Genomic DNA, 22,643 nt, shown 5'->3' on the forward strand with positions numbered 1-22,643 from the left:
CGCGGGCGGGCAGCGGCGGTCGGCGTTCCCGGGAACGCCGACCGCCGCTGCCGTTCTGCTGCTCTACTTCGGATCGTCGCCGTGGATGCCCAGGCCCGGGAGGATGTCCGGGAGGACCGGCGGGATCGTGATGCTCGGCTGCTTGGCCGGCTTGGTCTCCCTGCTGTGCGACGTGCCCTCGGGGCTGGCGCTGCCGGGCGCCGAGGGGGGCTTCAGCAGCCCCGTGCCGCCGAGGAGGCCCTCGTGCTCCTCGTGGGCGCCGGGGGTCGCCGGGTGCTGCCGACCGCCGCCGCCGGCGTGCTTGCCCTCGCCGCTGGACGAGGCCGACGGCTTGGGCGCGGAGTGGCCCGAGCGGGCGGACGCGCCCGGGGAGGGGACGCCCGGCCGGACGGACGAGCCGTGCTTGCCGTGGTGGGCGGGGAGCAGGGACCGCAGCGGCTCGACCTCGTCGTCTATGGCGGAGAGGACCGAGCTCACTTCGGCGCCCACGTCGGCCAGTTGGACCGGGAGCTTCTCGCGCAGCTGGCTCCAGCTCTCGCGGTGCGTGGACGCGAAGCTGGAGAGGCGCTGGATGGGGCCGAGCGAGCGGTCGCGCTTGTAGGCGGTGTGCAGCAGGCGGTGGCCTTCGGAGGCGTCCTGGCGCATGCCCGAGAGCGTCTTGCGGATCTCGCCCAGGACCTCGTGGTCCAGGGTGCCGCCCAGCTTGCCGCGCTCCATCAGGCGGCGCGCCTCCTGCAGGCGGGTGGAGGCCCGGTCGAGCAGCAGGCCGCCGCGGTCGGAATCGTCGTCGGCCATGCCGAGGCGGAGATCCTCCATGCCGCGCTTGAGCGGATAGAGCGAATCGCCGGGCAGGGCATTGGAACTGGCGGCCGCCACGCCGCCGAACGCACCCGCTGCCACACCCACGGTCAGGCCGCCCGCGGCGAGCCCCTTCGACCAGCGGGAGCGCGGCCGGAGCCGGCCCAGCGCGCGGTGGGCGCCGCGGCCCGACCGGCGGGCCTTCGGCTCGGGGAGGGCGGCGGAGTCACCCCCGGCGAACTGGGTCTCCATGGCAGCGATGAGCTGCGCCCGCTGCACGGCCTTGGTCTCCGGATCGAGCCCGGGGCGGGGCAGCTCACCGAGCCGGCCCGTCAGGGCCAGCAGCCTGCCCGCCTCCGCGCCTTCGGCCGGCGGATCGGGCTGTGTGGCCGCCGCGTCCTGGACTTCCTGCTGCTCCAGGGACCGGGCGAAGGCGTTCGCCCGCCGGTGCGCCGATACGTTCGCGATCACAGGCGGCACCTCCTCTCGTCATGACGGTCGACTCCTCTGAACGCCTGGAGGGTTGCACGCCGTGATGAGCATCCACTCGATCGAGTGAGTGGCTGCGGGCATGGCGTGACCGCAGGGAGTCTGCATCCCGCACAACGACTGGCGCGCCAGCCGGGTTACGCGCCTTGGGCGATGTGACCGCTGGTGAGTGAACGGGCGCGCACGGTTAACGCGCGTCGTCGGGAAGGAGGCGGGCCAGGGTGCGGACCGCCCGGTACTGGAGGGTCTTGATGGCGCCCTCGTTCTTGCCCATGACGCGGGCGGTTTCGGCGACCGAGAGCCCCTGCAGGAAGCGCAGGGTGACGCACTCCTGCTGCTGGGGGTTGAGCTTGCGCACCGCCTCCAGCAGCGCGGCGTTGGACAGGGACTCGAGGACGGAGTCCTCCGGGCTGCGCTCGACCTCATTGGCGTCGAGCATCTCGCCGGTGGTCACTTCGAGCCGGAACCTCGACGACTTGAAGTGGTCGGCGACCAGATTGCGGGCGATCGTCACGAGCCAGGCGCCGAAGTCGCGGCCCTGCCAGGTGAAGGTGCCGATGCGGCGCAGGGCGCGCAGGAACGTCTCACTGGTGAGGTCCTCCGCGGTGGCCCGGCCGCCTACCCGGTAGTAGATATAGCGGTAGACCGTATCGGCGTACTGGTCGTAGAGGCGGCCGAAGGCCTCGGCCTCCCCGGCCTGGGCGCGCTCGACCAGGTCGAGCATGCGGGCGCTGTCGCTGTCCGCGCTGGGGCGGCGCGTTGACGTGGCGGAGCCGGAGGGCGCGGCGGACGACGCGGTGGCCGCACCGCCCCGGCGGGCGGCTCGTCTGCCCACCGCCGCGCTGCTCTCGGCGAGGGCGTAGCAGGGGCCGGCGTGGCCGGCACGGCCGCCTCCTGCAGGGGCGAGCGTGGCGAGGGCGGGGACGGCGTACGCGGTGGGGACGAAGCCGCGCAGGCGGTCGAGGACCGTTGCGCGAAGCGTAGCCAGGCCCGAGGCGTCAACCCCGACGTGTGGGTACACGGGACTCCCAGAGGCAGAGCTTCCATCACGTGCAGTACGGAACCGTTCACTCGTCGTAGGGACAAGGGGGTACCGGTTTGCGTCTGAGGAGAATAACGCTTCGTACAGGCAGCACTACACCGAGTTGCTCAAATCATCGTTTCCGTTCGATCTCTTACCGGTTGGGGATCGATCAAATATCGAACTATGAAAGGAGGTTGAACAGATTTGGTCATGGTGTGGCCGAATGGGCGGCGTGTTGTGGCAATCCGGACGCGGAAGGACTGAGGAGGAGGATGTGAGGGTATGAAGACAGGATTGCCTGAGAGTGACGCCCGGCTACGCGCTGTTGCCGAACCTTTGTGGCGACAGCGCGGCGTAGTGGCGTGAAGTGGACGGCGCGGTACGGCGCGCCGCCGCATGAATCCGCCCCGGAGCCGCTACAGCGGGCCGGGGCCGGGGTGGGAATTCCGGGCGTGGGCCCGCGTCAGTGCCGGTGCCGGTGCCGGTGTCAGTGCCGGCGGCGGTGCAGGGCCACGGCCGCGGCCGCGCCGCCCGCCAGGGCGCCCACGCCGGCCGCCGCCGGGATGCCGACCTTGGCCGCCTTGCGGCCCGTACGGTAGTCGCGCAGCCGCCATCCGCGCTCGCGGGCGTGCTTGCGCAGCCGGCTGTCGGGGTTGACGGCGTAGGGGTGGCCCACGAGCGAGAGCATCGGGATGTCGTTGGCCGAGTCGCTGTAGGCGGCGCAGCGCGAGAGGTCGAGCCCCTCGGCCGCGGCCAGGGCGCGGACGGCCTCGGCCTTCGCCGGGCCGTGCAGCGGCTCGCCGACGAGCTTGCCGGTGTAGACGCCGCCGATCGACTCGGCGACGGTGCCGAGCGCGCCGGTCAGCCCCAGGCGGCGGGCGATGATCGTCGCGGCCTCGACGGGCGCGGCGGTCACGAGCCACACCTTCTGCCCCGCGTCGAGGTGGGCCTGGGCGAGCGCGCGGGTGCCGGGCCAGATCCGCTCGGCCATGTACTCGTCGTAGATCTCCTCGCCGATGGTCATCAGCTCGGAGACGCGGTGGCCCTTGACGATGGACAGGGCGCTGTCGCGGGCGTCCTGCATGTGCTCGGCGTCCTCGCCGGCCAGCCGGAACCACACCTGCTGCCAGGCGAAGCGGGCGAGCTCGCGCTTCTGGAAGAACCGCCGCTTGTACAGCCCGCGGCCGAAGTGGAAGAGGGAGGCGCCCTGCATGACCGTGTTGTCGAGGTCGAAGAAGGCGGCGGCGTGCACGTCGCCGACGACGGGGAAGTCCGGCTCGGACGGCTGCCGCGCGGCGCCTTCGGCGCTCTCGGCGGCGCTCTCCTGAGCGGTTTTGCGGGCTGCCTCCGCCGCGGCCTCGCCTGCCAGCACGCTGCGTGCCGTGGCAGAGCGCCTGCGCGGAGTGATCCATCCCAGTGCGGCCATGGCCCGAGCATAGCCAGTTTGTTCGGGGTAACCGGAGTCGGGATGATTCCGGGGCGTGAACTTCCTTTGACGCTCCGGTTACCCCCGGCGGGTCCGCGTGCGCGGGCGGTGCGGGGTCAGCCCGTAAGGGCCTTGCGCAGCCGGTCGGGGTCCACGCGCCAGAAGTCGTGCTGGGCGCCGTCGACGAGGATCACCGGGATCTGCTCCCAGTACTTGCGGTGGAGCTCCTCGTCCTGGGTGATGTCCTTCTTCTCCCAGCGGGCGCCGAGTTCGCCGCAGACCTCGGCGATCACGGCCTCGGCGGCGTCGCACAGGTGGCAGCCGGGCTTGCCGACCAGGGTGACCGTGCTGTCGGCGGGGTTCTTGCGGGGGCGGCGGCGCAGCAAGGGGGACATGTCCGCCATTGTGCCCGCCCCTGGTGCGCCTCCGTGCGCGCCCGTATGCAATGGCGTGCTCCCGGCTCGTTCAAACGTGCTGGATGGGTGCCTGAGTCGACTACCATCATGTGGCGATTTATTGGTGTCCGGGGTCTTTTCCGGCCGGGGATCCGGGGGTCGGCCCCCCGGTGAGCGAGCAGTGTGTCAGGAGTGAGCGCCCGTGTCCCCGTCGACGCTCCCCTGGGTCGTGTGGGGCGGGTGTGGCTGCTGTGACAGTCCGGCCGGCCGTCCCCGGAAGGGGCCGAATGGTTCCCGGAGAGGGCCGAAAGACCGCGTGACCCCGGTCACTTTGACCGGGCAAAACGGACACCATCTTTGTGCACGCGTTCACAAAGGCATAGCCTGCGTTCGACGGGGCGGTCCTGGGACGAGGCGCCGCCCGCAGCCCCGCTCTACCCGCAGGAGCACCGTGGCAACTGGCCGAACTCACCGACCGGCGACCCGAAGCCGAGGGATTCCCGAGGCCACCGTCGCCCGGCTTCCGCTGTACCTGCGCGCGCTGACCGCGCTCTCCGAGCGCTCGGTGCCCACGGTCTCCTCCGAGGAGCTCGCGACCGCGGCGGGGGTCAACTCCGCCAAGCTGCGCAAGGACTTCAGCTACCTCGGCTCCTACGGCACCCGCGGTGTGGGCTACGACGTCGAGTACCTCGTCTACCAGATCTCCCGCGAGCTCGGCCTGACCCAGGACTGGCCGGTCGTCATCGTCGGCATCGGAAACCTGGGCGCGGCCCTCGCCAACTACGGCGGCTTCGCCTCCCGCGGCTTCCGCGTCGCGGCCCTGATCGACGCCGACCCGGCCATGGCCGGCAAGCCGGTCGCCGGGCTGCCCGTGCGCCACACCGACGAGCTCGAATCGATCATCACGGACAACGGCGTCTCCATCGGCGTCATCGCCACCCCGGCCGGCGCCGCCCAGCAGGTCTGCGACCGGCTCGTGGCCGCCGGGGTCACGTCGATCCTCAACTTCGCGCCCACCGTGCTCTCCGTGCCCGAGGGCGTGGACGTGCGCAAGGTCGACCTGTCGATCGAGCTGCAGATCCTCGCCTTCCACGAGCAGCGCAAGGCCGGCGAGGAGACCTCCCCCGCACAGGAGACCGCCGTGGCCGCCGCGGCGCAGCCCCGCTCCGGCGCGGGCGTGCGCCCGGCCCCGGGCGGCAGGAAGGGACCGGACGGGGACGTACCCGCCGTGATGCCGGCATGAGCCTCCTCGTCGTCGGACTGAGCCACCGCAGCGCGCCGGTGAGCGTGCTGGAGCGCGCCGCCCTCGCGCGCGAGGCGCAGGCCAAGCTGCTGCAGGACACCCTCGCGGCCGAGCCCGCCACCGAGGCGGCCGTCCTCGCCACCTGCAACCGCATCGAGCTCTACGCCGACGTGGACAAGTTCCACGCCGGTGTGGCCGAGCTGTCCACGCTCCTCGCCCAGCACTCGGGCGTCGGGCTGGAGGAGCTCACTCCGTATCTCTATGTGCACTACGAGGACCGCGCCGTCCACCACCTGTTCTCGGTGGCCTGCGGGCTGGACTCGATGGTCGTCGGCGAAGGCCAGATCCTCGGCCAGATCAAGGACGCCCTCGCCCTCGGCCAGGAGCTGCACACCGCCGGCCGGCTGCTGAACGACCTGTTCCAGCAGGCCCTGCGGGTCGGCAAGCGCGCCCACAGCGAGACCGGCATCGACCGGGCGGGCCAGTCCCTGGTCACCTTCGGCCTGGAGCGCCTGGCCGACGGCGTGCCGCTGGGCGACTGGGCCGGCGGCAAGCGGGCCCTGGTCATCGGCGCCGGCTCGATGTCCTCCCTCGCCGCGGCGACGCTGGCGCGGGCGGGCGTCGCCCACGTGGCCGTCGCCAACCGCACGCTCGCGCGCGCGCAGCGCCTGGCGGAGATCCTCACCGAGCCGGGCGCCCGGTCCGCCGCCGGCTTCACGGCCTCGGCCGTGGAGATGGCCGCGGTGCCGCAGGAGCTCGCGCTCACCGACGTCGTGGTCAGCTGCACCGGCGCCATGGGCGTCGTGCTGACCGCCGAGGCCATACGCGCCGCGCTCGCCTCCCGTCCGGACGCGGCCGGCGCCGGCCGTACGGACGCGGCTTGCGCCCTCGACGCCGCGTGCGGCGACGCGGCCCGCACCGGCGTCCGCCTCGCCCTCCTCGACCTCGCCATGCCGCGCGACATCGACGCCGCCGTCCACCGCCTGGAGGACGCACGGCTCGTCGACATCGAGTCGCTCGCCGAGGCCTCCGCCGACGCGCCCATGGCCGCCGACGTCGACCGGGTGCGCGCCATCGTCTCCGACGAGGTCGCCGCCTTCGGCGCCGCCCAGCGCGCCGCCCACATCACCCCCACCGTGGTCGCCCTGCGCACCATGGCCGCGGACGTCGTCGCGAGCGAGATCGCCCGCCTCGACGGCCGCCTGCCCGACCTGGACGACAAGCAGCGCGCGGAGATCACCCAGACCGTGCGCCGCGTCGTCGACAAGCTCCTCCACGCGCCCACCGTGCGCGTCAAGGAGCTGGCCTCCACCCCCGGCGGCGCCGGCTATGCCGACGCGCTGCGAGAGCTCTTCGACCTCGACCCGCAGGCGGTCGCCGCCGTCAGCCGGGCCGACTCGCAGGCCGGTACGCACAACACGGCACGGGAGCCGGCATGAACGACAACTCTTCGCGGCCGCTGCGCCTCGGCACGCGCCGCAGCAAGCTCGCCATGGCCCAGTCCGGCCAGGTGGCGCAGGCCGTGCAGCAGCTGACCGGCCGCCCGGTGGAGCTGGTGGAGATCACCACCTACGGCGACGTCTCGCGCGAGTCCCTCGCGCAGATCGGCGGCACCGGCGTCTTCGTCTCCGCGCTGCGCGACGCGCTGCTCGCGGGCGAGATCGACTTCGCCGTGCACTCCCTCAAGGACCTGCCCACCAAGCAGCCCGAGGACCTGGCCCTCGCGGCGATCCCGCCGCGCGAGGACCCGCGCGACGTGCTGGTCGCCCGCGACGGCCTGACCTTCGAGACCCTCCCCGAGGGTTCCCGCATCGGCACCGGCTCCCCCCGTCGCATGGCCCAGCTCAACGCCTGGGCCCGCGAGCTGGGCAAGGAGATCGAGACCGTCCCCATCCGCGGCAACATCGACACCCGCATCGGCTTCGTCACCAAGGGCGAGCTCGATGCCGTGGTGCTCGCCGCCGCCGGCCTGTCGCGGATCGGCCGCAGCGCCGAGGTCTCGCAGTTCCTGGAGCCCGACGCAGTTTTGCCCGCCCCCGGCCAGGGGGCCCTGGCGATCGAGTGCGCCATGACCAACGCACCCCTCGCCGCGACGCTCGCCGAGCTCGACGACCCGTACACCCGGGTCGCCGTGACGGCCGAGCGTTCCCTGCTCGCCGCCCTGGAGGCCGGCTGCTCCGCACCCGTGGGTGCGCTGGCCGACCTTTCCCCAAGCCCCGACGAGCAGATTGTCACTGAAATGCGCCTGCGGGGTGTCGTCGGTACGACCGACGGCAAGACGCTGGTGCAGCTGTCCATCACCGGCCCCGTGCCGTCGTCCAGCGAAGAAGCCGTGGCCATGGGCCACGAACTCGCCGCAGCGATGCTCGACAAGGGAGCGGCCGGTCTTATGGGGGAGCGAGCACTTTGAACCCCACCGCCCCGATCCACCCCGTGCACGGGCACGTCACCTTTCTCGGTGCCGGCCCCGGAGACCCGGGACTGCTGACGCTCCGCGCCGTGGAGGCGCTCGCGGCCGCGGACGTCCTGATCGCCGATCCGCAGGTGCTCGACGTGGTGCGCACGCATGCGCGCGCCCATGTGGACATGCCTGCCCAGACGGTTACTGATGAGGCATCAAAAACCGCGGGCGTCCCCGTCCTTAGGGACACCGCCAATCTTGTCATGGCGGCCGCGCGCAGCGGCAAGCGGGTCGTCCGTGCCGTGCTCGGCGACCCCGGCCTCGACGGCGACGCCGCCGACGAGATGCTCGCCTGCGCCGCCGAGGGCATCACCTTCGAGGTGGTCCCCGGCGTCGCCACGGCCGTAGGCGTGCCCGCCTACGCCGGTGTGCCGCTGCGCGACGGCAAGGGCGGCGACGTGCGCTTCGTCGACGCCCGCACGGCCTCGGCCACCTGCTGGTCCGAGGTCGGCGCCAGCGAGGTCACCGCCGTCGTCTCCACCACGCTCGACTCCGTCGTCTCCGCAGCCGGTGAACTGGTCTCCGCCGGCCGCGGCCCCGACACGCCGATGACCGTCACGGTCGCCGGCACCACCACCCGCCAGCGCACCTGGACCGCCACCCTCGGCACCCTCGCCCAGGTCCTCAAGGCCGCCAAGGTGCTGCCGTCGGCCGACGGCGCCCAGCCGGTCATAGCCGTGGTCGGCGAGCGCAGCGCTGCCGAGCAGCGCGACCGGCTCTCCTGGTTCGAGTCCAAGCCGCTCTTCGGCTGGAACGTCCTCGTGCCGCGCACCAAGGAGCAGTCCGCCTCGCTCTCCGACCAGCTCCGTTCCTACGGCGCCGTGCCCAGCGAGGTCCCGACCATCGCCGTCGAGCCGCCGCGCACCCCCCAGCAGATGGAGCGCGCGGTCAAGGGCCTGGTCACCGGCCGCTACGAGTGGATCGCCTTCACCTCCGTGAACGCCGTCAAGGCGGTGCGCGAGAAGTTCGAGGAGTACGGGCTCGACGCGCGCGCCTTCGCCGGCATCAAGGTCGCGGCCGTCGGAGAGCAGACCGCCAAGTCGCTGATCGAGTTCGGCGTCAAGCCCGACCTCGTGCCCTCCGGCGAGCAGTCCGCCGCCGGCCTGCTGGAGGACTGGCCGCCCTACGACCCGGTCTTCGACCCGATCGACCGCGTCTTCCTGCCGCGCGCCGACATCGCCACCGAGACCCTGGTGGCCGGCCTGATCGAGCTGGGCTGGGAGGTCGACGACGTCACGGCCTACCGCACCGTCCGGGCCTCGCCGCCGCCGGCCGAGACCCGCGAGGCCATCAAGGGCGGCGGCTTCGACGCCGTGCTCTTCACCTCGTCGAGCACGGTGCGCAACCTCGTCGGCATCGCCGGCAAGCCCCACAATGTCACCGTCATCGCCTGTATCGGCCCGGCCACCGCGAAGACCGCGGAGGAACACGGCCTGCGGGTGGACGTGCTGTCGCCCGAGCCCTCGGTGCTCAAGCTCGCCGAAGCGCTCGCGGAGTTCGGCGCGGCCCGCCGGGACGCCGCCCTGGAGGCCGGCGACCCGGTCACCCGCCCGAGCGAGCGACGGCCCGGATCGCGTAGAAGGGCACGGAGTTGAGCACCACCTACGGCACGTTCCCGGGGTCCCGCCCCCGGCGCCTGCGCACCAGCCCCGCCATGCGCCGCATGGTCGCGGAGACCCGGCTGCACCCGGCCGACCTGATCCTTCCCGCCTTCGTGCGGGAGGGCATCAGCACGCCGGTGCCGATCACCTCCATGCCGGGCGTCGTCCAGCACACCCGTGACACCCTGCGCAAGGCCGCCGTCGAGGCGCTGGAGGCCGGCGTCTCCGGGATCATGCTCTTCGGCGTCCCCGAGGAGTCCAAGAAGGACGCCGCCGGCACCGCCGGCACGGACCCCGACGGCATCCTGCAGGTCGCCATCCGCGATGTGAAGGCCGAGGTCGGCGACGACCTCGTCATCATGTCCGACCTGTGCCTGGACGAGTTCACCGACCACGGCCACTGCGGCGTCCTGGACGCCTCCGGCCGCGTCGACAACGACGCCACGCTCGAGCGCTACGCCGAGATGGCACAGGTCCAGGCCGACGCGGGCGTCCACGCCGTGGGCCCCAGCGGCATGATGGACGGCCAGGTCGGCGTCATCCGCGACGCCCTCGACCAGACCGGCCACGAGGACGTCTCCGTCCTGGCCTACACCGCCAAGTACGCCTCCGCGTTCTACGGCCCCTTCCGCGAGGCCGTCGGCTCCTCGCTGCAGGGCGACCGCAAGACCTACCAGCAGGACCCCGCCAACACCCGCGAGTCGATGCGCGAGCTCGCGCTCGACCTCGCCGAGGGCGCGGACATGGTCATGGTCAAGCCCGCCCTGCCCTACCTGGACATCCTCGCCAAGGTCGCCGAGGCCGTCGACGTGCCCGTCGCCGCCTACCAGATCAGCGGCGAGTACGCGATGGTCGAGGCCGCCGCCGCCAACGGCTGGATCGACCGCGACCGCGCGATCATGGAAACCCTGACCGGCATCAAGCGCGCCGGGGCCGACATGATCCTCACCTACTGGGCGACCGAGGCCGCGCGCAGCCTCCGGTAAGGACCGCCGGCTCCGGTAAAGGCAGTAGACGGCAAGGGCCGGTGCCCGGGGGAATTCCGCCGAAACAGTGGAAAGCCCCCGGGCACCGGCCCTAGCTTGTGGCGCACACCGTTCCCTCTGCGGAGACGCGCCCATGAGCACCGACCCCGAGCTCCCCGAGAGCTGGGAGTACACCCTCCAGGTCCCCTGCGACCCGCTCGCCCCCTGCATCGCCCGCCGCACCCTCCGCACGATCTTCGAAGAACACGGCTTCGCCCGCGTGGCCGAGACCGCCGAACTGCTCACCTCGGAGCTGGTCACCAACTCCTACCGGCACTCCGAAGGACCCGCCTCCGTACGCGTCAGGCGCGAGGGCAAGGGAAAGGGCGTGCGGGTGACCGTCTGGGACACCAACCCCGCGCTGCCCGGCCTGCAGGCCACCGCACTGCCCCGGGAGGACGCCGAGGAGGGCCGCGGGCTCGCGCTCGTGATGCGCTGCGCCGACAGCTGGGGAGGATTCGCCCTGCGCCGGCAGCCCCAGGGGCTCACCGGCAAACTGGTGTGGTTCGAACTGGGGGCGGGGTGAGGCACCCCGCCCCCGGTCCGGTCGGTCAGAGCTGCTCGGGCGTGCGGATGCCCAGCAGCGACATGCCCTGACGCAGCGTGCGGGCCGTCAGATCGCACAGGAAGAGGCGGTTCTCCACCTGCTGCGGCGTCTCGGCCTTCAGGACCGGGCACTCGGCGTAGAACGTCGTGTAGAGCGAGGCCAGCTGGTAGAGGTACCCGGCGAGCTTGTGCGGCTCGTAGGAGGCCGTGACCTCGGCGAGGTTCTCCCCGAACTGGTCCAGGTGCATGCCCAGCGCCCGCTCGGCCGGGGCCAGCACGAGCTCCGGGTGCGCCACCGGCCGGGCCTCGCCCGCCTTGCGCAGGATCGACTGGATCCGGGCGAAGGCGTACTGCAGGTAGACGCTGGTGTCGCCGTTGAGGGACACCATCTGGTCCAGGTCGAACTTGTAGTCGCGCGAGACCGACGTCGAGAGGTCCGCGTACTTCACCGCGCCGATGCCCACCTGGGCGCCGCGCTCGGCGATCTGCTCCTCCGTCAGGTCCTGGGCCTTCTCCCGCACGACGGCCGTCGCGCGGTCGATCGCCTCGTCGAGCAGGTCGACCAGGCGGACCGTCTCGCCCTCACGGGTCTTGAACGGCTTGCCGTCCTTGCCGAGGACCGTGCCGAAGCCGAGCTGGACGGCCTTGACGTCATCGGTCAGCCAGCCCGCCCGGCGCGCCGTCTCGAAGACCATCTTGAAGTGCAGGGACTGCCGGGCGTCCACCACGTACAACAGGGTGTCGGCCTTCAGGTTGCCCACACGGTCGCGGATCGCCGACAGGTCCGTGGCCGCGTAGCCGAAGCCGCCGTCGGACTTCTGCACGATCAGCGGCGAGGGCTTGCCGTCCGGGCCCTTGACGTCGTCGAAGAAGACGCACAGCGCGCCGTTGGAACGGACCGCCACGCCGGACTCCTCCAGCAGACGGCACGTCTCGGCCAGCATGTCGTTGTAACCGGACTCGCCGACGATGTCCTCGTCGCGGATCTCCACGTCCAGCTTGTCGAAGACCGAGTAGAAGTAGATCTTCGACTCGTCGACGAACCGCTGCCACAGCGCGAGGGTCTCCTCGTCACCGGCCTGGAGGTCGACCACCCGGCGGCGGGCGCGGGCCTTGAACTCCTCGTCGGAGTCGAAGAGCGTCCGCGACGCCTTGTACAGGCGGTTGAGGGAGGACATGGCCTCCTCGCCGGAGACCTCGCCCTCGTGGTCCAGCTCATGCGGGTGCTCGATCAGATACTGGATGAGCATGCCGAACTGGGTGCCCCAGTCGCCGATGTGGTGACGGCGCACGACCTGCTCGCCGGAGAACTCCAGGATCCGCACCACCGCGTCACCGATCACCGAATTACGCAGGTGACCGACGTGCATCTCCTTGGCCACGTTCGGCTGGGCGTAGTCGATGACCGTGGTGCCCGGGTGCTCGGCGAACGGCACGCCCAGGCGGTCGTCGGCGGCGCGCGCAGCCAGCGTCTTCACGATCGCCTCGTCCGTGATCGTGATGTTCAGGAAGCCGGGGCCCGAGACCTCGACCTCCTTGATCAGATCACCGGCCGGCAGGCCCTCGACGACCTTCGCCGCCAGCTCGCGCGGATTGCCCTTCAGCTTCTTGGCCAGCGCCAGCATCCCATTGGCCTGGAAATCGGCCCGGTCGCTCCGGCGCAGCAGCGGATCGGCGGCACCGGCCTCCGGCAGGGCTGCCGAGAGCGCGTCCGCGATGCGCTGGTGGAGCGAGGAAGCGAGGGAGGGAACCGAAGCCATGGGAAGGTGCCATTCCAGTAGGCGGCATGTGAGGGTCCCCCCGATTATCCCATGCGCCTACCACGGCCCCCGCGGTAATTTCGCCGCAGCCGGGCAACCCCGGAGCCACCCCTCCCGTCTGGGACAATGGTCATGCCAGGACCGTAAGGAAGGAAGTGCCGTGGCTCAGGCTCAGAGCACCGAGGCCGATTGGGTCTCCCGTTTCGCCGACGAGGTCATTGCCGAAGCGGAGCGCCGGGCCCCCGGCAAACCGATCGTCGTCGCCTCGGGCCTGTCGCCCTCCGGCCCGATCCACCTCGGCAATCTGCGCGAGGTCATGACCCCGCACCTCGTCGCCGACGAGATCCGCCGCCGCGGCCACGAGGTCCGGCACCTGATCTCCTGGGACGACTACGACCGCTACCGCAAGGTGCCCAACGGCGTCCCCGGCATCGACGAGTCCTGGGCCGCCCACATCGGCAAGCCCCTGACCTCCGTCCCGGCCCCGGCCGGCTCGGCGTTCCCGAACTGGGCCGAGCACTTCAAGGCCGCGATGGTCGAGGCGCTCGCCGAGCTCGGCATCGAGTACGACCCGATCAGCCAGACCGAGCAGTACACCTCCGGTGTCTACCGCGAGCAGATCCTGCACGCGATGAAGCACCGCGCCGACATCGACGCGATCCTCGACCAGTACCGGACGAAGGACAAGGCGACCGGCAAGCCCAAGAAGCAGCAGCAGAAGCCCGTCGACGAGGCCGAGCTGGAGGCCGCCGAGGGCTCCGGCGCCGCCGCCGAGGACGACGGCAGCGCCGGCGGCGCGGGCTACTTCCCGTACAAGCCCTACTGCGGCGCGTGCGAGAAGGACCTCACCACCGTCACCGCCTACGACGATGAGAGCACCGAGCTCGCCTACACCTGCGTGTGCGGGCACTCCGAGACCGTCCTGCTCAGCGAGTTCAACCGCGGCAAGCTGGTCTGGAAGGTCGACTGGCCCATGCGCTGGGCCTACGAAGGCGTGATCTTCGAGCCCTCGGGCGTGGACCACTCCTCCCCGGGCTCCTCCTTCGTCGTCGGCGGCCAGATCGTCCGCAAGGTCTTCGCCGGCGAGCAGCCCATCGGCCCGATGTACGCCTTCGTCGGCATCAGCGGCATGGCCAAGATGTCCTCCTCGAAGGGCGGGGTCCCCACCCCCGGCGACGCCCTGAAGATCATGGAAGCGCCGCTGCTGCGCTGGCTCTACGCCCGCCGCAAGCCCAACCAGTCCTTCAAGATCGCCTTCGACCAGGAGATCCAGCGGCTCTACGACGAGTGGGACAAGCTGGAGGCCAAGGTCGCCGACGGCACCGTCCTGCCCGCCGACGCCTTCGCCCACAGCCGCGCCGCCCGCACGGCCGCCGGCGAGCTGCCGCGCACGCCGCGCCCGCTGCCGTACCGCACGCTCGCCTCCGTCGTCGACATCACCGCCGGCCACGACGAGCAGACCCTGCGCATCCTCAGCGACCTCGACCCGGCACAGCCGGTCACCGCGCTCGACGAGGTCCGCCCGCGCCTGGACAAGGCCGAGCACTGGATCAACACCCAGGTCCCGGCCGAGTCCCGCACCATCGTGCGCTCCGAGCCCGACACCGAGCTCCTCGGCTCGCTCGACGAGCAGGGCCGCGAGTCGCTGCGCCTGCTCCTGGAGGGCCTGGACGACCACTGGTCGCTCGACGGCCTCACCACGCTCGTCTACGGCGTGCCCAAGGTCCAGGCCGGTCTGGAGCCCGACGCCAAGCCGACCCCCGAGCTCAAGGTCGCCCAGCGGTCCTTCTTCGCCCTGCTCTACCACCTGCTGGTGAGCCGCGACACCGGCCCGCGCCTGCCCACCCTGCTGCTCGCGGTGGGGGCGGACCGGGTGCGGAAGCTGCTCGCCGTGTAGTTCCCGGTCGCACGAAGGCGCCGGGCCCGCTCGATCACGATCGAGCGGGCCCGGCGCCTTTGCTACGTCCTGCCGCCGGCGTCAGCTCTTGTTCGCCGCGGCGACCGCGGCCACCGCCTCCTTGGCCGCGTCCTGCGCGCCCTTGGCGATCTCGTCCGCCGCCGGGTTCTTCGCGCCCTGGAAACCGGCGCCGCTGTACTTCACCGTGACCACGACGTTGCCCGTGCGGGCCACGACGGTCGCGTTGCGGTAGTCGTCGTCGTCCTTCTTGGTGTCCGTGGCCACCAGGGTCGCGCCGTCGCCGATGCCCTCGACCTTCTCGGCCTTCGCGTCCTTGGCGCCGTCGGCGGTCGTCGCCTTGGTCACCTGCTGCTCGGCGAACTTCTCGGCGCGCTTCTCGCCCGAGCCCAGCGTCGGGTCGGAGGCCAGCCGCTTGTAGGAGACGGTCAGCGAGCGGAACTGCAGGTCCTTGACGTCCTCGTCGTTCAGGCCGTTCCAGAAGCAGCTCGCCGAGTCGTTCGCGTCGCTGGTCGGGAGGGCCTCGCCCTCCTTCTTCTTCGCCTTCGGCACCAGCTTGTCGATCGTCTTCTCGTCGATGGTCTTGCAGACCTCCGGCGGCAGCTTGGCGAACGTCGCCGCCTTCATCGACGGCGAGGCGGCGGGGGCCGGCGCCGACGCGGAGGGCGAGGACTTCTTCTTGTCGCCGCCGTCGTCCGAGCAGCCGGTGGCGACGAGCATCACCGGTACTGCGGCGCAGGCGAGGAGTCGGGCGAGTCGCGGGGCTGTTCGGTGCATGGGTCCTTCGCTCGTTCGGTGTCGGGGGGCGGAGCGCCTGGGCGCCCTCACCCCGCTTGATCGGCACGGTACGCGGCCGACGCGGGCCGGTGGCGGATTGGCCACCGGCTAGTTGTTGAAGTTCCCCGCGTCGAGCTCCCGGGCCAGGGTCTGGGCCTTGCCCTGGAGGTCCTCGCTCCCGGGGACGTGCTGCTTGTCGGCCGACCACTGGTCGTAGGCGATGGTCACGATGACGTTCGCGGACCGGAAGACGATGTTGATGTCGCGGTGCACGCCCGAGCCGGCAGTGATCAGCTTGTCGTCGATGAAGGCGTCGTCGCCCAGGTCGTCCAGGGCGCGCGGGGCCAGCGAGGCCCCGCCCGCCGGCGAACCGGAGGCCGACGGCGCGCCCGGCCGGGACGCGGACGGCGCCGGGGAGCCGCTCTGCGCACCGCCCTGCGGGTGCGGGCCCGAGCTCGCGCCCTTCGAGGCCGACGCCGCGGGCGCGGACGGCGAGCCGGAGGAGACCGGGATGTGCGCGGCGCGGGCCCGGCGGCCGTAGAGCTCCTCCGCCCGCTGCTCGTCGCTGACGCCGGGCTGGTAGGAGACGACGCGCTCGAAGTCGACGGTCAGGTGCCGGGAGCCCTGCGGGGCCTCCAGCTTCCAGCGGCAGCCGACGCGGCGGTCGGTGTCGTAGGTGATGGCGGCCTGGCCCTTGTAGAGCTTCGCGAGGGTGTCGCGGTCGGTCTCGTCGTCACCCGGGGTGGGCAGGAGCCTGCGCAGCGTCTCGCGGTTCACGTAGCCGCAGGGCTCGGGGAGACTGCGGTACTTGCCGGGCTGGGCGGCGGGCGCGGTGGAGCCCGCCTGGCCGGGCTTGGAGTCGTCGCCGCCGTCGGCGCCCGCTCCGCCGCTGCAGGCGGTGAGCGCTGCGGCCAGCACGGCGGCGGCCAGTGCGGCGGCCGGTGCGTGAGCCCTTCGCTGCACGGTCCGTGGCTCCTTCCACCGAAAACGTGTTGCTGCCGCGGAGGCGGCGGCTGGACAGTATGTCTACCGCACGTGCCGCCGCGTCTGCCGGTTCGCTGTCGCGAATCGTGAGATATGTCCGGCTTTTGCGTTATCTTGCTTTTACGGGGTTATGAGGAAAACCATGTCCTACACCGAGGTGCCCGGCGCCCGTGTTCCGATCCGCATGTGGGCCGACCCGGCCACGGTCGAGGACGTTGCCATGCAGCAGCTGCGCAACGTCTCCACCCTCCCATGGATCAAGGGACTCGCGGTCATGCCGGACGTCCACTTCGGCAAGGGGGCCACGGTCGGCTCCGTGATCGCCATGCAGGGCGCGGTCTGCCCGGCGGCGGTCGGTGTCGACATCGGCTGCGGAATGTCGGCCGTGAAGACGTCCCTGACCGCGAACGACCTGCCCGGCGATCTCTCCCGGCTCCGCTCGAAGATCGAGGAGGCCATCCCGGTGGGCTTCTCGATGCACGACGACCCGGTCGACCCGCGACGGCTGCACGGGCTGCCGACGGCCGGGTGGGACGACTTCTGGGGGCGGTTCGACGGGGTCGCGGAGGCGGTGAAGTTCCGGCAGGGGCGGGCGCTGAAGCAGATGGGGTCGCTAGGCGGAGGAAACCATTTTGTGGAGATTTGCCTTGATATGTCCGGATCGGTGTGGCTCATGCTGCACTCCGGGTCCCGCAACATCGGCAAGGAGCTCGCCGAGTATCACATCGGCGTGGCCCGGAAGCTGTCGCACAACCAGGGGCTGGTCGACCGGGACCTCGCAGTCTTCGTCGCGGACACCCCGCAGATGGCCGCCTACCGGCACGACCTGTTCTGGGCCCAGGAGTACGCGCGGCACAACCGCGAGATCATGATGGCGCTTCTCATGGACGTCGTCCGCAAGGAGTTCAAGAAGGCCAAGCCCCTGTTCGAGCAGACGATCTCCTGCCACCACAACTACGTGTCGGAGGAGCGGTACGAGGGCATGGACCTGCTGGTCACCCGCAAGGGCGCGATCCGCGCGGGCGGCGGCGAGTACGGCATCATCCCGGGCTCGATGGGCACCGGCTCGTACATCGTGCGCGGCCTGGGCAACGAGGCGTCGTTCAACTCCGCCTCGCACGGCGCCGGCCGCCGGATGAGCCGCAACCAGGCGAAGAAGCGATTCTCCGAGCGGGACCTGGCGGAGCAGACGCGGGGCGTGGAGTGCCGCAAGGACCGCGGTGTGGTCGACGAGATCCCGGCGGCATACAAGCCGATCGAGCAGGTCATGGACCAGCAGCGGGATCTCGTCGAGGTCGTGGCGAAGCTCAAGCAGGTCGTCTGCGTGAAGGGCTGATCGTCGTGGCCAGGCTGACGAACGGCAGGCCCTGGCTGGTGAAGCCCACTGCGCCGTCGGCGTCGATGATTCCGCGCAGGTAGTCCCGGCGGGAGAACGGGACGGGCGGCGGCGTGATCCTGGTGGACTTCTTGCCGTAGGGGATGCCGAGCTCCACGAGTCGGTCTCTGGCTTCCAGGGCGCAGAGGGTCCAGATCGCGGAGTGATGGCTTGCTGAGAAGTTGGTCGCTCGTGTGCGCTCGGTGATGGTGCTGTTGTACGGGCACAGCTGCTGGAAGGCCCGGAGTATGCCGATGTCGCGGTGGCTGATTTCGACGGTCAGCCGTCCCTTTTGGCCTGTGCCTGCCTGTAAGTGCCCGTCAGCCTGCAAGAAGCCGAACATGTACGCGTAGCGAGGACCTTCGAGGTCCATGAAGGTCACGGGCCGATCGTGCGACGCCGCTGCCGTTCCGCCGGGCGGAACGGCAGGGCGCCACTCGAACTGGCGAGCGCTCGGTGCGTGTGTGCGCCCTACTGCTGCACGTCCTGCGGGTACCAGCGCAGCTCGACCGTGTTGCCGTCCGGGTCCAGGACGTAGACCGACTCCGCGTCGCCGCGGGCGCCGTAGCGCTTGCCGGGGCCGTCGACGACGGTGAAGGTGCCGGCGTCGATGACGGACTGCCAGTCCAGGGGCTCGACGACGAGGCAGATGTGGTCGACGTTGGAGGCTGCCGTGTCACCGCGCTCGCGCTCCACCAGGTCGATGATCGTGGTGGGGGCGACGCGCACCGACGGGAAGGGCACCCGGCCCGCGCGCCACTCGTCCACGCGGACGGGGTCGAGGCCGAGCGGGCCGGTGTAGAAGGCGAGGGACCGCTCCGCGTCGGAGACGTTCAGGACGAGGTGGTCGAAGGCGATGACACGCATGAAGTTCCCCTGTTCGATGCGGGCCGTCCCGTCCGGGGGCGGCCGTCGGTATGACGGTAGCCCGGGAATGATCGTTTCCGCTTCGGTCGCGGGGCGGGGCGGGGCCGGGGCCCCGGCCGGTCATGCCTCGCGGTGGACCTTGTAGTTCGAGGCCTGGGCGCGGGGGCGGACGACGAGCAGGTCGACGTTCACGTGCGGCGGGCGGGTGACGGCCCAGCCGATGGTGTCGGCGACGTCCTCGGCGGTGAGCGGCTCGGCGACGCCCGCGTAGACGGCGTCGGCCTTGGCGCGGTCGCCGCGGAAGCGGGTGAGGGCGAATTCGTCGGTGCGCACCATGCCGGGGGCGATCTCGATGACGCGGACGGGCTGCCCGCACAGCTCCAGGCGGAGGGTCTCGGCGACGGCGTGGGCGCCGTGCTTGGCGGCGGCGTAGCCGCTGCCGCCCTCGTAGGTGCCGAGGGCGGCGGTGGAGGAGAGGATCAGGACCGTTCCGTCGCCGCTCGCGGTGAGGGCGGGGAGCAGGGCCTGGGTCATGTGGAGCACGCCGAGGACGTTGACCTCGTACATGGTGCGCCAGTCGGCGGGGTCTGCGGTGGCGACGGGGTCGGCTCCGTGGGCGCCGCCGGCGTTGTTGATGAGGACGTCGACGCGGTCGAGGGTGGCGGCGAAGGCGTCGACGGCGGCGCGGTCGGTGACGTCGAGGGCGTGGGCGCGGGCGCCGGGGAGCTCCTCGGCGAGGGCGGTGATGCGGTCGGCGCGGCGGGCGGTGAGGACGACGCGGTAGCCCTCGGCGGCGAGGCGGCGGGCGGTGGCGGCGCCGATGCCGCTGCTGGCGCCGGTGATGACGGCGGTGCGGGTGCTCATGGTGATGCCTCCTGGGGCGCGGCGCGGCCGATGTGGCGTGGGTGGTCCCCGGGCAGGATATTCAGCGCTTGCGGGGCACGTACATGATGATCACCACGCCCGACGGGAGGCCGGTCGAGGGGTTACGGCCAGACCAGGCAGTAGGGCTGGTGGCCGTTCTCGTGGAGGCGGTGGGAGAAGTCCTGCCACTCGCGCAGGAGCTGGTAGACGCCGAAGGCGTCGCGGGGGCCGCCGCGGTCGGGGACGGTGGACCAGATGAAGGCGGCGGCGCCGACGGATTCCTCGCCGACGCCGCGCAGCGGGTCGACGACGGTCATGGGGAGCTTCACGACGGCGTAGTCGGGGTGGAGGACGACGAGCTCGAGCGGGGGGACCTTGTGCAGGGGTATGCCTTCGATGCCGGTGAGCACCATGGCGGCCACGGTCTCCGGCTTGATGCGGGTGAACATGCCGCCCATGCCGAGCTCGTCGCCGCCGAGCTCCTCGGGGCGCATGGAGATGGGGACGTTGGCCGCGGCCGCGCTGCTGGGTGCCCCGAAGTACTTGTAGGTCACCCCCACGCGGCCACTCCTGTTTCCTGTGCCTGCCTTGCTGCTCGCGAGGCCGTCCGTACCGTTCGCGAGGTTGTCCTTGTTGCCCGCGAGGTCTTCTTCGCGCCGGTCGCGCCGGCCCCTGTGGCGCCCCCTGCGGGACTGCCGGGCGCGCTCGGGGCCCAGGTCTCCGGTGCCCTCACCCACTCCGCCACCGCGCTGCATATCTCCACCTGACCGCTTTTTCCTACGCAGCACTGCCCCCGCCGCGCAACCCGATCATCGTCTCAGAGACCTCCCCCGTGAAGGGCATGTGAAACGCCCGGATCGGACTCGTCGCGAGGCTCTGAGACCATGGCTAGCGTGAGCTACCCATACCCCATGCATGCGCCAGTCTCGCAGACACTCTTCGACCGCGCCGCTGTCGTGACGCCCGGCGGCGTGAACTCCCCGGTCCGGGCGTTTCGTGCCGTGGGTGGTACGCCCCGGTTCATGGTGTCCGGTACCGGTCCGTACCTCACGGACGCCGACGGCCGGGAGTACGTCGACCTCGTGTGTTCGTGGGGTCCGATGATCCTCGGGCACGCGCATCCCGAGGTGATCGCGGCCGTCCAGGAGGCGGTGGCCCGCGGTACGTCGTTCGGTACGCCGGGCGAGGGGGAGGTCGCGCTCGCCGAGGAGATCGTCGCGCGCATCGAGCCCGTGGAGCAGGTGCGCCTGGTGTCGTCGGGGACCGAGGCGACGATGTCGGCGATCCGGCTGGCGCGCGGTTTCACCGGCCGGGCCAAGGTGATCAAGTTCGCGGGCTGCTACCACGGCCACGTGGACGCGCTGCTGGCGGCGGCGGGCTCGGGCGTGGCGACGTTCGGGCTGCCGGACACGCCGGGGGTCACGGGCGCGCAGGCCGGGGACACCATCGTGCTGCCGTACAACGATCTGGAGGCGGTGCACGAGGCGTTCCACGCGTTCCCCGGGGAGATCGCCTGTGTGATCACGGAGGCGTCGCCGGGCAACATGGGCGTGGTGCCGCCGCTGCCGGGCTTCAACCAGGGGCTGAAGGACGCGTGCGCCAAGAACGGTGCGCTGTTCATCTCCGACGAGGTGATGACGGGCTTCCGCACGAGCAGGGCGGGCTGGTTCGGCGTCGACGGCGTGAAGCCGGACCTGATGACGTTCGGCAAGGTCATGGGCGGTGGTTTCCCGGCGGCTGCGTTCGGCGGCCGGGCCGATGTGATGGCGCACCTGGCTCCGGCGGGTCCGGTGTACCAGGCGGGCACGCTCTCGGGTAACCCGGTGGCGACGGCGGCGGGCCTGGCGCAGCTGCGGCTGCTGGACGACGCGGCGTACGAGAAGGTCGACGCGGTGTCCGCGGAGATCAGCGGTCTGGTGAGCGAGGCGCTGACCAAGGAGGGCGTGGTGCACCGCCTGCAGACGGCGAGCAACATGTTCTCGGTGTTCTTCACGGGGCGTGAGGTGCGGAACTACGACGACGCGAAGGCGCAGGAGTCGTTCCGTTTCAACGCTTTCTTCCATTCGATGCTGTCGCAGGGCGTGTACCTGCCGCCGTCGGCGTTCGAGTCGTGGTTCGTCTCGACGGCGCACGACGCGGCGGCGGTGGAGCGGATCGCGGCGGCGCTGCCGGCCGCGGCGCGTGCGGCGGCCGCGGCGACCGAGGAGGGGGCCAAGTGAGCTCGGCGAAGGACGCGGGGAAGAAGCAGGACGAGATCACCGTGGTGCACCTGATGCGCCACGGCGAGGTCCACAACCCGGAGGGCGTGCTCTACGGGCGCCGGGCGGGCTACCACCTGTCGGACCTGGGCCGCCGGATGGCGGACCGGGTGGCCGAGCACCTGGCGGAGCGGGACGTCACCCATGTGGTGGCTTCGCCGCTGGAGCGTGCGCAGGAGACGGCGTCGCCGATCGCCAAGACGCACGGTCTGGACCTGGCGACGGACGAGCGGCTGATCGAGGCGGCGAACGTCTTCGAGGGCAAGACGTTCGGCGTGGGCGACGGCGCGCTGAAGAAGCCGGCCAACTGGAAGTACCTGACGAATCCTTTCCGTCCGTCGTGGGGCGAGCCCTACGTGGAGCAGGTCGTGCGGATGATGCGTGCGCTGGATGCGGCGCGCGATGCGGCGCGGGGCCACGAGGCGGTGTGCGTGAGCCATCAGCTGCCGATCTGGATCGTGCGCAGTTTCGTGGAGCGGCGGCGGCTGTGGCACGACCCGCGGAAGCGCGAGTGCACGCTGGCGAGTCTGACGACGTTCACCTATAGGGGGGACAAAATCGTTTCGGTCGGCTACAGCGAACCGGCCCGGGATCTGGTGCCGGCGCATCTTCTCGCGGGTGCCAAGCCGGTGAAGGGCGGGGCCAAGGCGTTCGGCGCCTGAGGGCCGTTCGGGGGCCGCGGTTGCTCCATTGGGCCGTGGCGACTGCGTAAATGCTGGGCAACTCCCTGAAGAGGGGGGAAACTGCGCAACCGTCGTACTCGACGCGCCCTCTCACGCAATGTCGTTTTATATGGACGACATACGGCGTGGGGCACGGCGAGTACGGACGGAGT

The 22,643-nt window shown here is 71.4% G+C and carries 21 protein-coding genes; 10 read left to right on the forward strand and 11 right to left on the reverse strand.

Annotation, left to right across the window (positions count from 1 at the left end; genetic code table 11):
• Positions 1-63: 63 nt before the first annotated feature.
• The 4 genes from NQU55_RS32575 to NQU55_RS32590 all read right to left on the reverse strand — a co-directional run bounded on the left by NQU55_RS32575 (position 64) and on the right by NQU55_RS32590 (position 4,141).
• Entirely contained in the window at positions 64-1,269 is a 1,206-nt protein-coding gene (locus NQU55_RS32575) for a DUF5667 domain-containing protein (RefSeq protein ID WP_256791662.1), read from the reverse strand.
• A gap of 205 nt (positions 1,270-1,474) precedes the next feature.
• The gene (locus tag NQU55_RS32580; RefSeq protein WP_058047584.1) at positions 1,475-2,308 is read right to left on the reverse strand and encodes an ECF subfamily RNA polymerase sigma factor, BldN family; all 834 of its coding nucleotides are present in this window, start codon (positions 2,306-2,308) and stop codon (positions 1,475-1,477) included.
• Between the two features lie 490 nt (positions 2,309-2,798).
• On the reverse strand, positions 2,799-3,737 hold the full coding sequence (locus NQU55_RS32585) for an HAD family hydrolase (protein WP_168095967.1): 939 nt from the start codon (positions 3,735-3,737) through the stop codon (positions 2,799-2,801).
• 116 nt (positions 3,738-3,853) lie between these two features.
• Positions 3,854-4,141: a glutaredoxin family protein gene (locus tag NQU55_RS32590; RefSeq protein ID WP_168095968.1), complete on the reverse strand. Its 288-nt coding sequence runs from the start codon at positions 4,139-4,141 to the stop codon at positions 3,854-3,856.
• Between the two features lie 442 nt (positions 4,142-4,583).
• Here NQU55_RS32590 and NQU55_RS32595 point away from each other — a divergent pair, with 442 nt between their 5' ends.
• From NQU55_RS32595 to NQU55_RS32620, 6 genes are all read left to right on the forward strand, one after another.
• The gene (locus NQU55_RS32595) at positions 4,584-5,375 is read left to right on the forward strand and encodes a redox-sensing transcriptional repressor Rex (protein ID WP_168095969.1); all 792 of its coding nucleotides are present in this window, start codon (positions 4,584-4,586) and stop codon (positions 5,373-5,375) included.
• Positions 5,372-6,814, forward strand: a complete 1,443-nt coding sequence (locus NQU55_RS32600; RefSeq protein ID WP_256791663.1) for a glutamyl-tRNA reductase — start codon at positions 5,372-5,374, stop codon at positions 6,812-6,814. The genes NQU55_RS32595 and NQU55_RS32600 overlap by 4 nt, the downstream gene beginning before the upstream one ends.
• Positions 6,811-7,785, forward strand: coding sequence for a hydroxymethylbilane synthase (gene hemC / locus NQU55_RS32605; RefSeq protein WP_168095709.1), 975 nt, complete (start codon positions 6,811-6,813; stop codon positions 7,783-7,785). The genes NQU55_RS32600 and hemC overlap by 4 nt, the downstream gene beginning before the upstream one ends.
• Positions 7,782-9,431 carry a bifunctional uroporphyrinogen-III C-methyltransferase/uroporphyrinogen-III synthase gene (locus NQU55_RS32610; protein WP_168095710.1) on the forward strand — a complete coding sequence of 550 codons (1,650 nt, stop codon included), beginning with the start codon at positions 7,782-7,784 and terminating at the stop codon, positions 9,429-9,431. Before hemC ends, NQU55_RS32610 begins: the two co-directional genes overlap by 4 nt.
• On the forward strand, positions 9,428-10,423 hold the full coding sequence (gene hemB, locus NQU55_RS32615) for a porphobilinogen synthase (RefSeq protein WP_168095711.1): 996 nt from the start codon (positions 9,428-9,430) through the stop codon (positions 10,421-10,423). Before NQU55_RS32610 ends, hemB begins: the two co-directional genes overlap by 4 nt.
• A 133-nt stretch (positions 10,424-10,556) precedes the next feature.
• The gene (locus tag NQU55_RS32620; protein ID WP_058047592.1) at positions 10,557-10,988 is read left to right on the forward strand and encodes an ATP-binding protein; all 432 of its coding nucleotides are present in this window, start codon (positions 10,557-10,559) and stop codon (positions 10,986-10,988) included.
• Positions 10,989-11,013: 25 nt separating this feature from the next.
• Here NQU55_RS32620 and argS read toward each other — a convergent pair whose 3' ends face one another.
• Positions 11,014-12,768: an arginine--tRNA ligase gene (argS, locus tag NQU55_RS32625; protein ID WP_256791665.1), complete on the reverse strand. Its 1,755-nt coding sequence runs from the start codon at positions 12,766-12,768 to the stop codon at positions 11,014-11,016.
• Between the two features lie 160 nt (positions 12,769-12,928).
• Between argS and lysS the strand changes: the two genes are divergently transcribed.
• Positions 12,929-14,665: a lysine--tRNA ligase gene (gene lysS / locus NQU55_RS32630; protein WP_168095103.1), complete on the forward strand. Its 1,737-nt coding sequence runs from the start codon at positions 12,929-12,931 to the stop codon at positions 14,663-14,665.
• 81 nt (positions 14,666-14,746) lie between these two features.
• Here lysS and NQU55_RS32635 read toward each other — a convergent pair whose 3' ends face one another.
• Complete coding sequence (locus NQU55_RS32635) at positions 14,747-15,460, reverse strand: hypothetical protein (protein ID WP_168095104.1); 714 nt, start codon at positions 15,458-15,460, stop codon at positions 14,747-14,749.
• Between the two features lie 108 nt (positions 15,461-15,568).
• On the reverse strand, positions 15,569-16,423 hold the full coding sequence (locus tag NQU55_RS32640; protein ID WP_168095105.1) for a hypothetical protein: 855 nt from the start codon (positions 16,421-16,423) through the stop codon (positions 15,569-15,571).
• Between the two features lie 163 nt (positions 16,424-16,586).
• On the opposite strand from NQU55_RS32640, the gene NQU55_RS32645 reads away from it, so the two are divergent.
• Entirely contained in the window at positions 16,587-17,780 is a 1,194-nt protein-coding gene (locus NQU55_RS32645; RefSeq protein WP_168095106.1) for an RtcB family protein, read from the forward strand.
• Here NQU55_RS32645 and NQU55_RS32650 read toward each other — a convergent pair.
• The 4 genes from NQU55_RS32650 to NQU55_RS32665 all read right to left on the reverse strand — a co-directional run bounded on the left by NQU55_RS32650 (position 17,752) and on the right by NQU55_RS32665 (position 20,287).
• Positions 17,752-18,201, reverse strand: coding sequence for a hypothetical protein (locus tag NQU55_RS32650; RefSeq protein ID WP_308402299.1), 450 nt, complete (start codon positions 18,199-18,201; stop codon positions 17,752-17,754). The two genes, NQU55_RS32645 and NQU55_RS32650, sit on opposite strands and share 29 nt — an antisense overlap.
• A gap of 89 nt (positions 18,202-18,290) precedes the next feature.
• Positions 18,291-18,686, reverse strand: a complete 396-nt coding sequence (locus NQU55_RS32655) for a VOC family protein (protein ID WP_168095107.1) — start codon at positions 18,684-18,686, stop codon at positions 18,291-18,293.
• Between the two features lie 120 nt (positions 18,687-18,806).
• Positions 18,807-19,550: an SDR family NAD(P)-dependent oxidoreductase gene (locus tag NQU55_RS32660; RefSeq protein ID WP_168095825.1), complete on the reverse strand. Its 744-nt coding sequence runs from the start codon at positions 19,548-19,550 to the stop codon at positions 18,807-18,809.
• A 122-nt stretch (positions 19,551-19,672) separates the two neighbouring features.
• Complete coding sequence (locus tag NQU55_RS32665) at positions 19,673-20,287, reverse strand: hypothetical protein (protein ID WP_372504857.1); 615 nt, start codon at positions 20,285-20,287, stop codon at positions 19,673-19,675.
• A gap of 147 nt (positions 20,288-20,434) precedes the next feature.
• On the opposite strand from NQU55_RS32665, the gene hemL reads away from it, so the two are divergent.
• Positions 20,435-21,769, forward strand: coding sequence for a glutamate-1-semialdehyde 2,1-aminomutase (gene hemL / locus NQU55_RS32670; protein WP_206329999.1), 1,335 nt, complete (start codon positions 20,435-20,437; stop codon positions 21,767-21,769).
• Between the two features lie 53 nt (positions 21,770-21,822).
• Complete coding sequence (locus tag NQU55_RS32675; protein WP_168095826.1) at positions 21,823-22,470, forward strand: histidine phosphatase family protein; 648 nt, start codon at positions 21,823-21,825, stop codon at positions 22,468-22,470.
• The last annotated feature ends 173 nt before the right edge of the window (positions 22,471-22,643 follow it).

The sequence above is a fragment of the Streptomyces telluris genome, assembly GCF_024519335.1.
Classification (GTDB): Bacteria; Actinomycetota; Actinomycetes; order Streptomycetales; family Streptomycetaceae; genus Streptomyces; species Streptomyces telluris.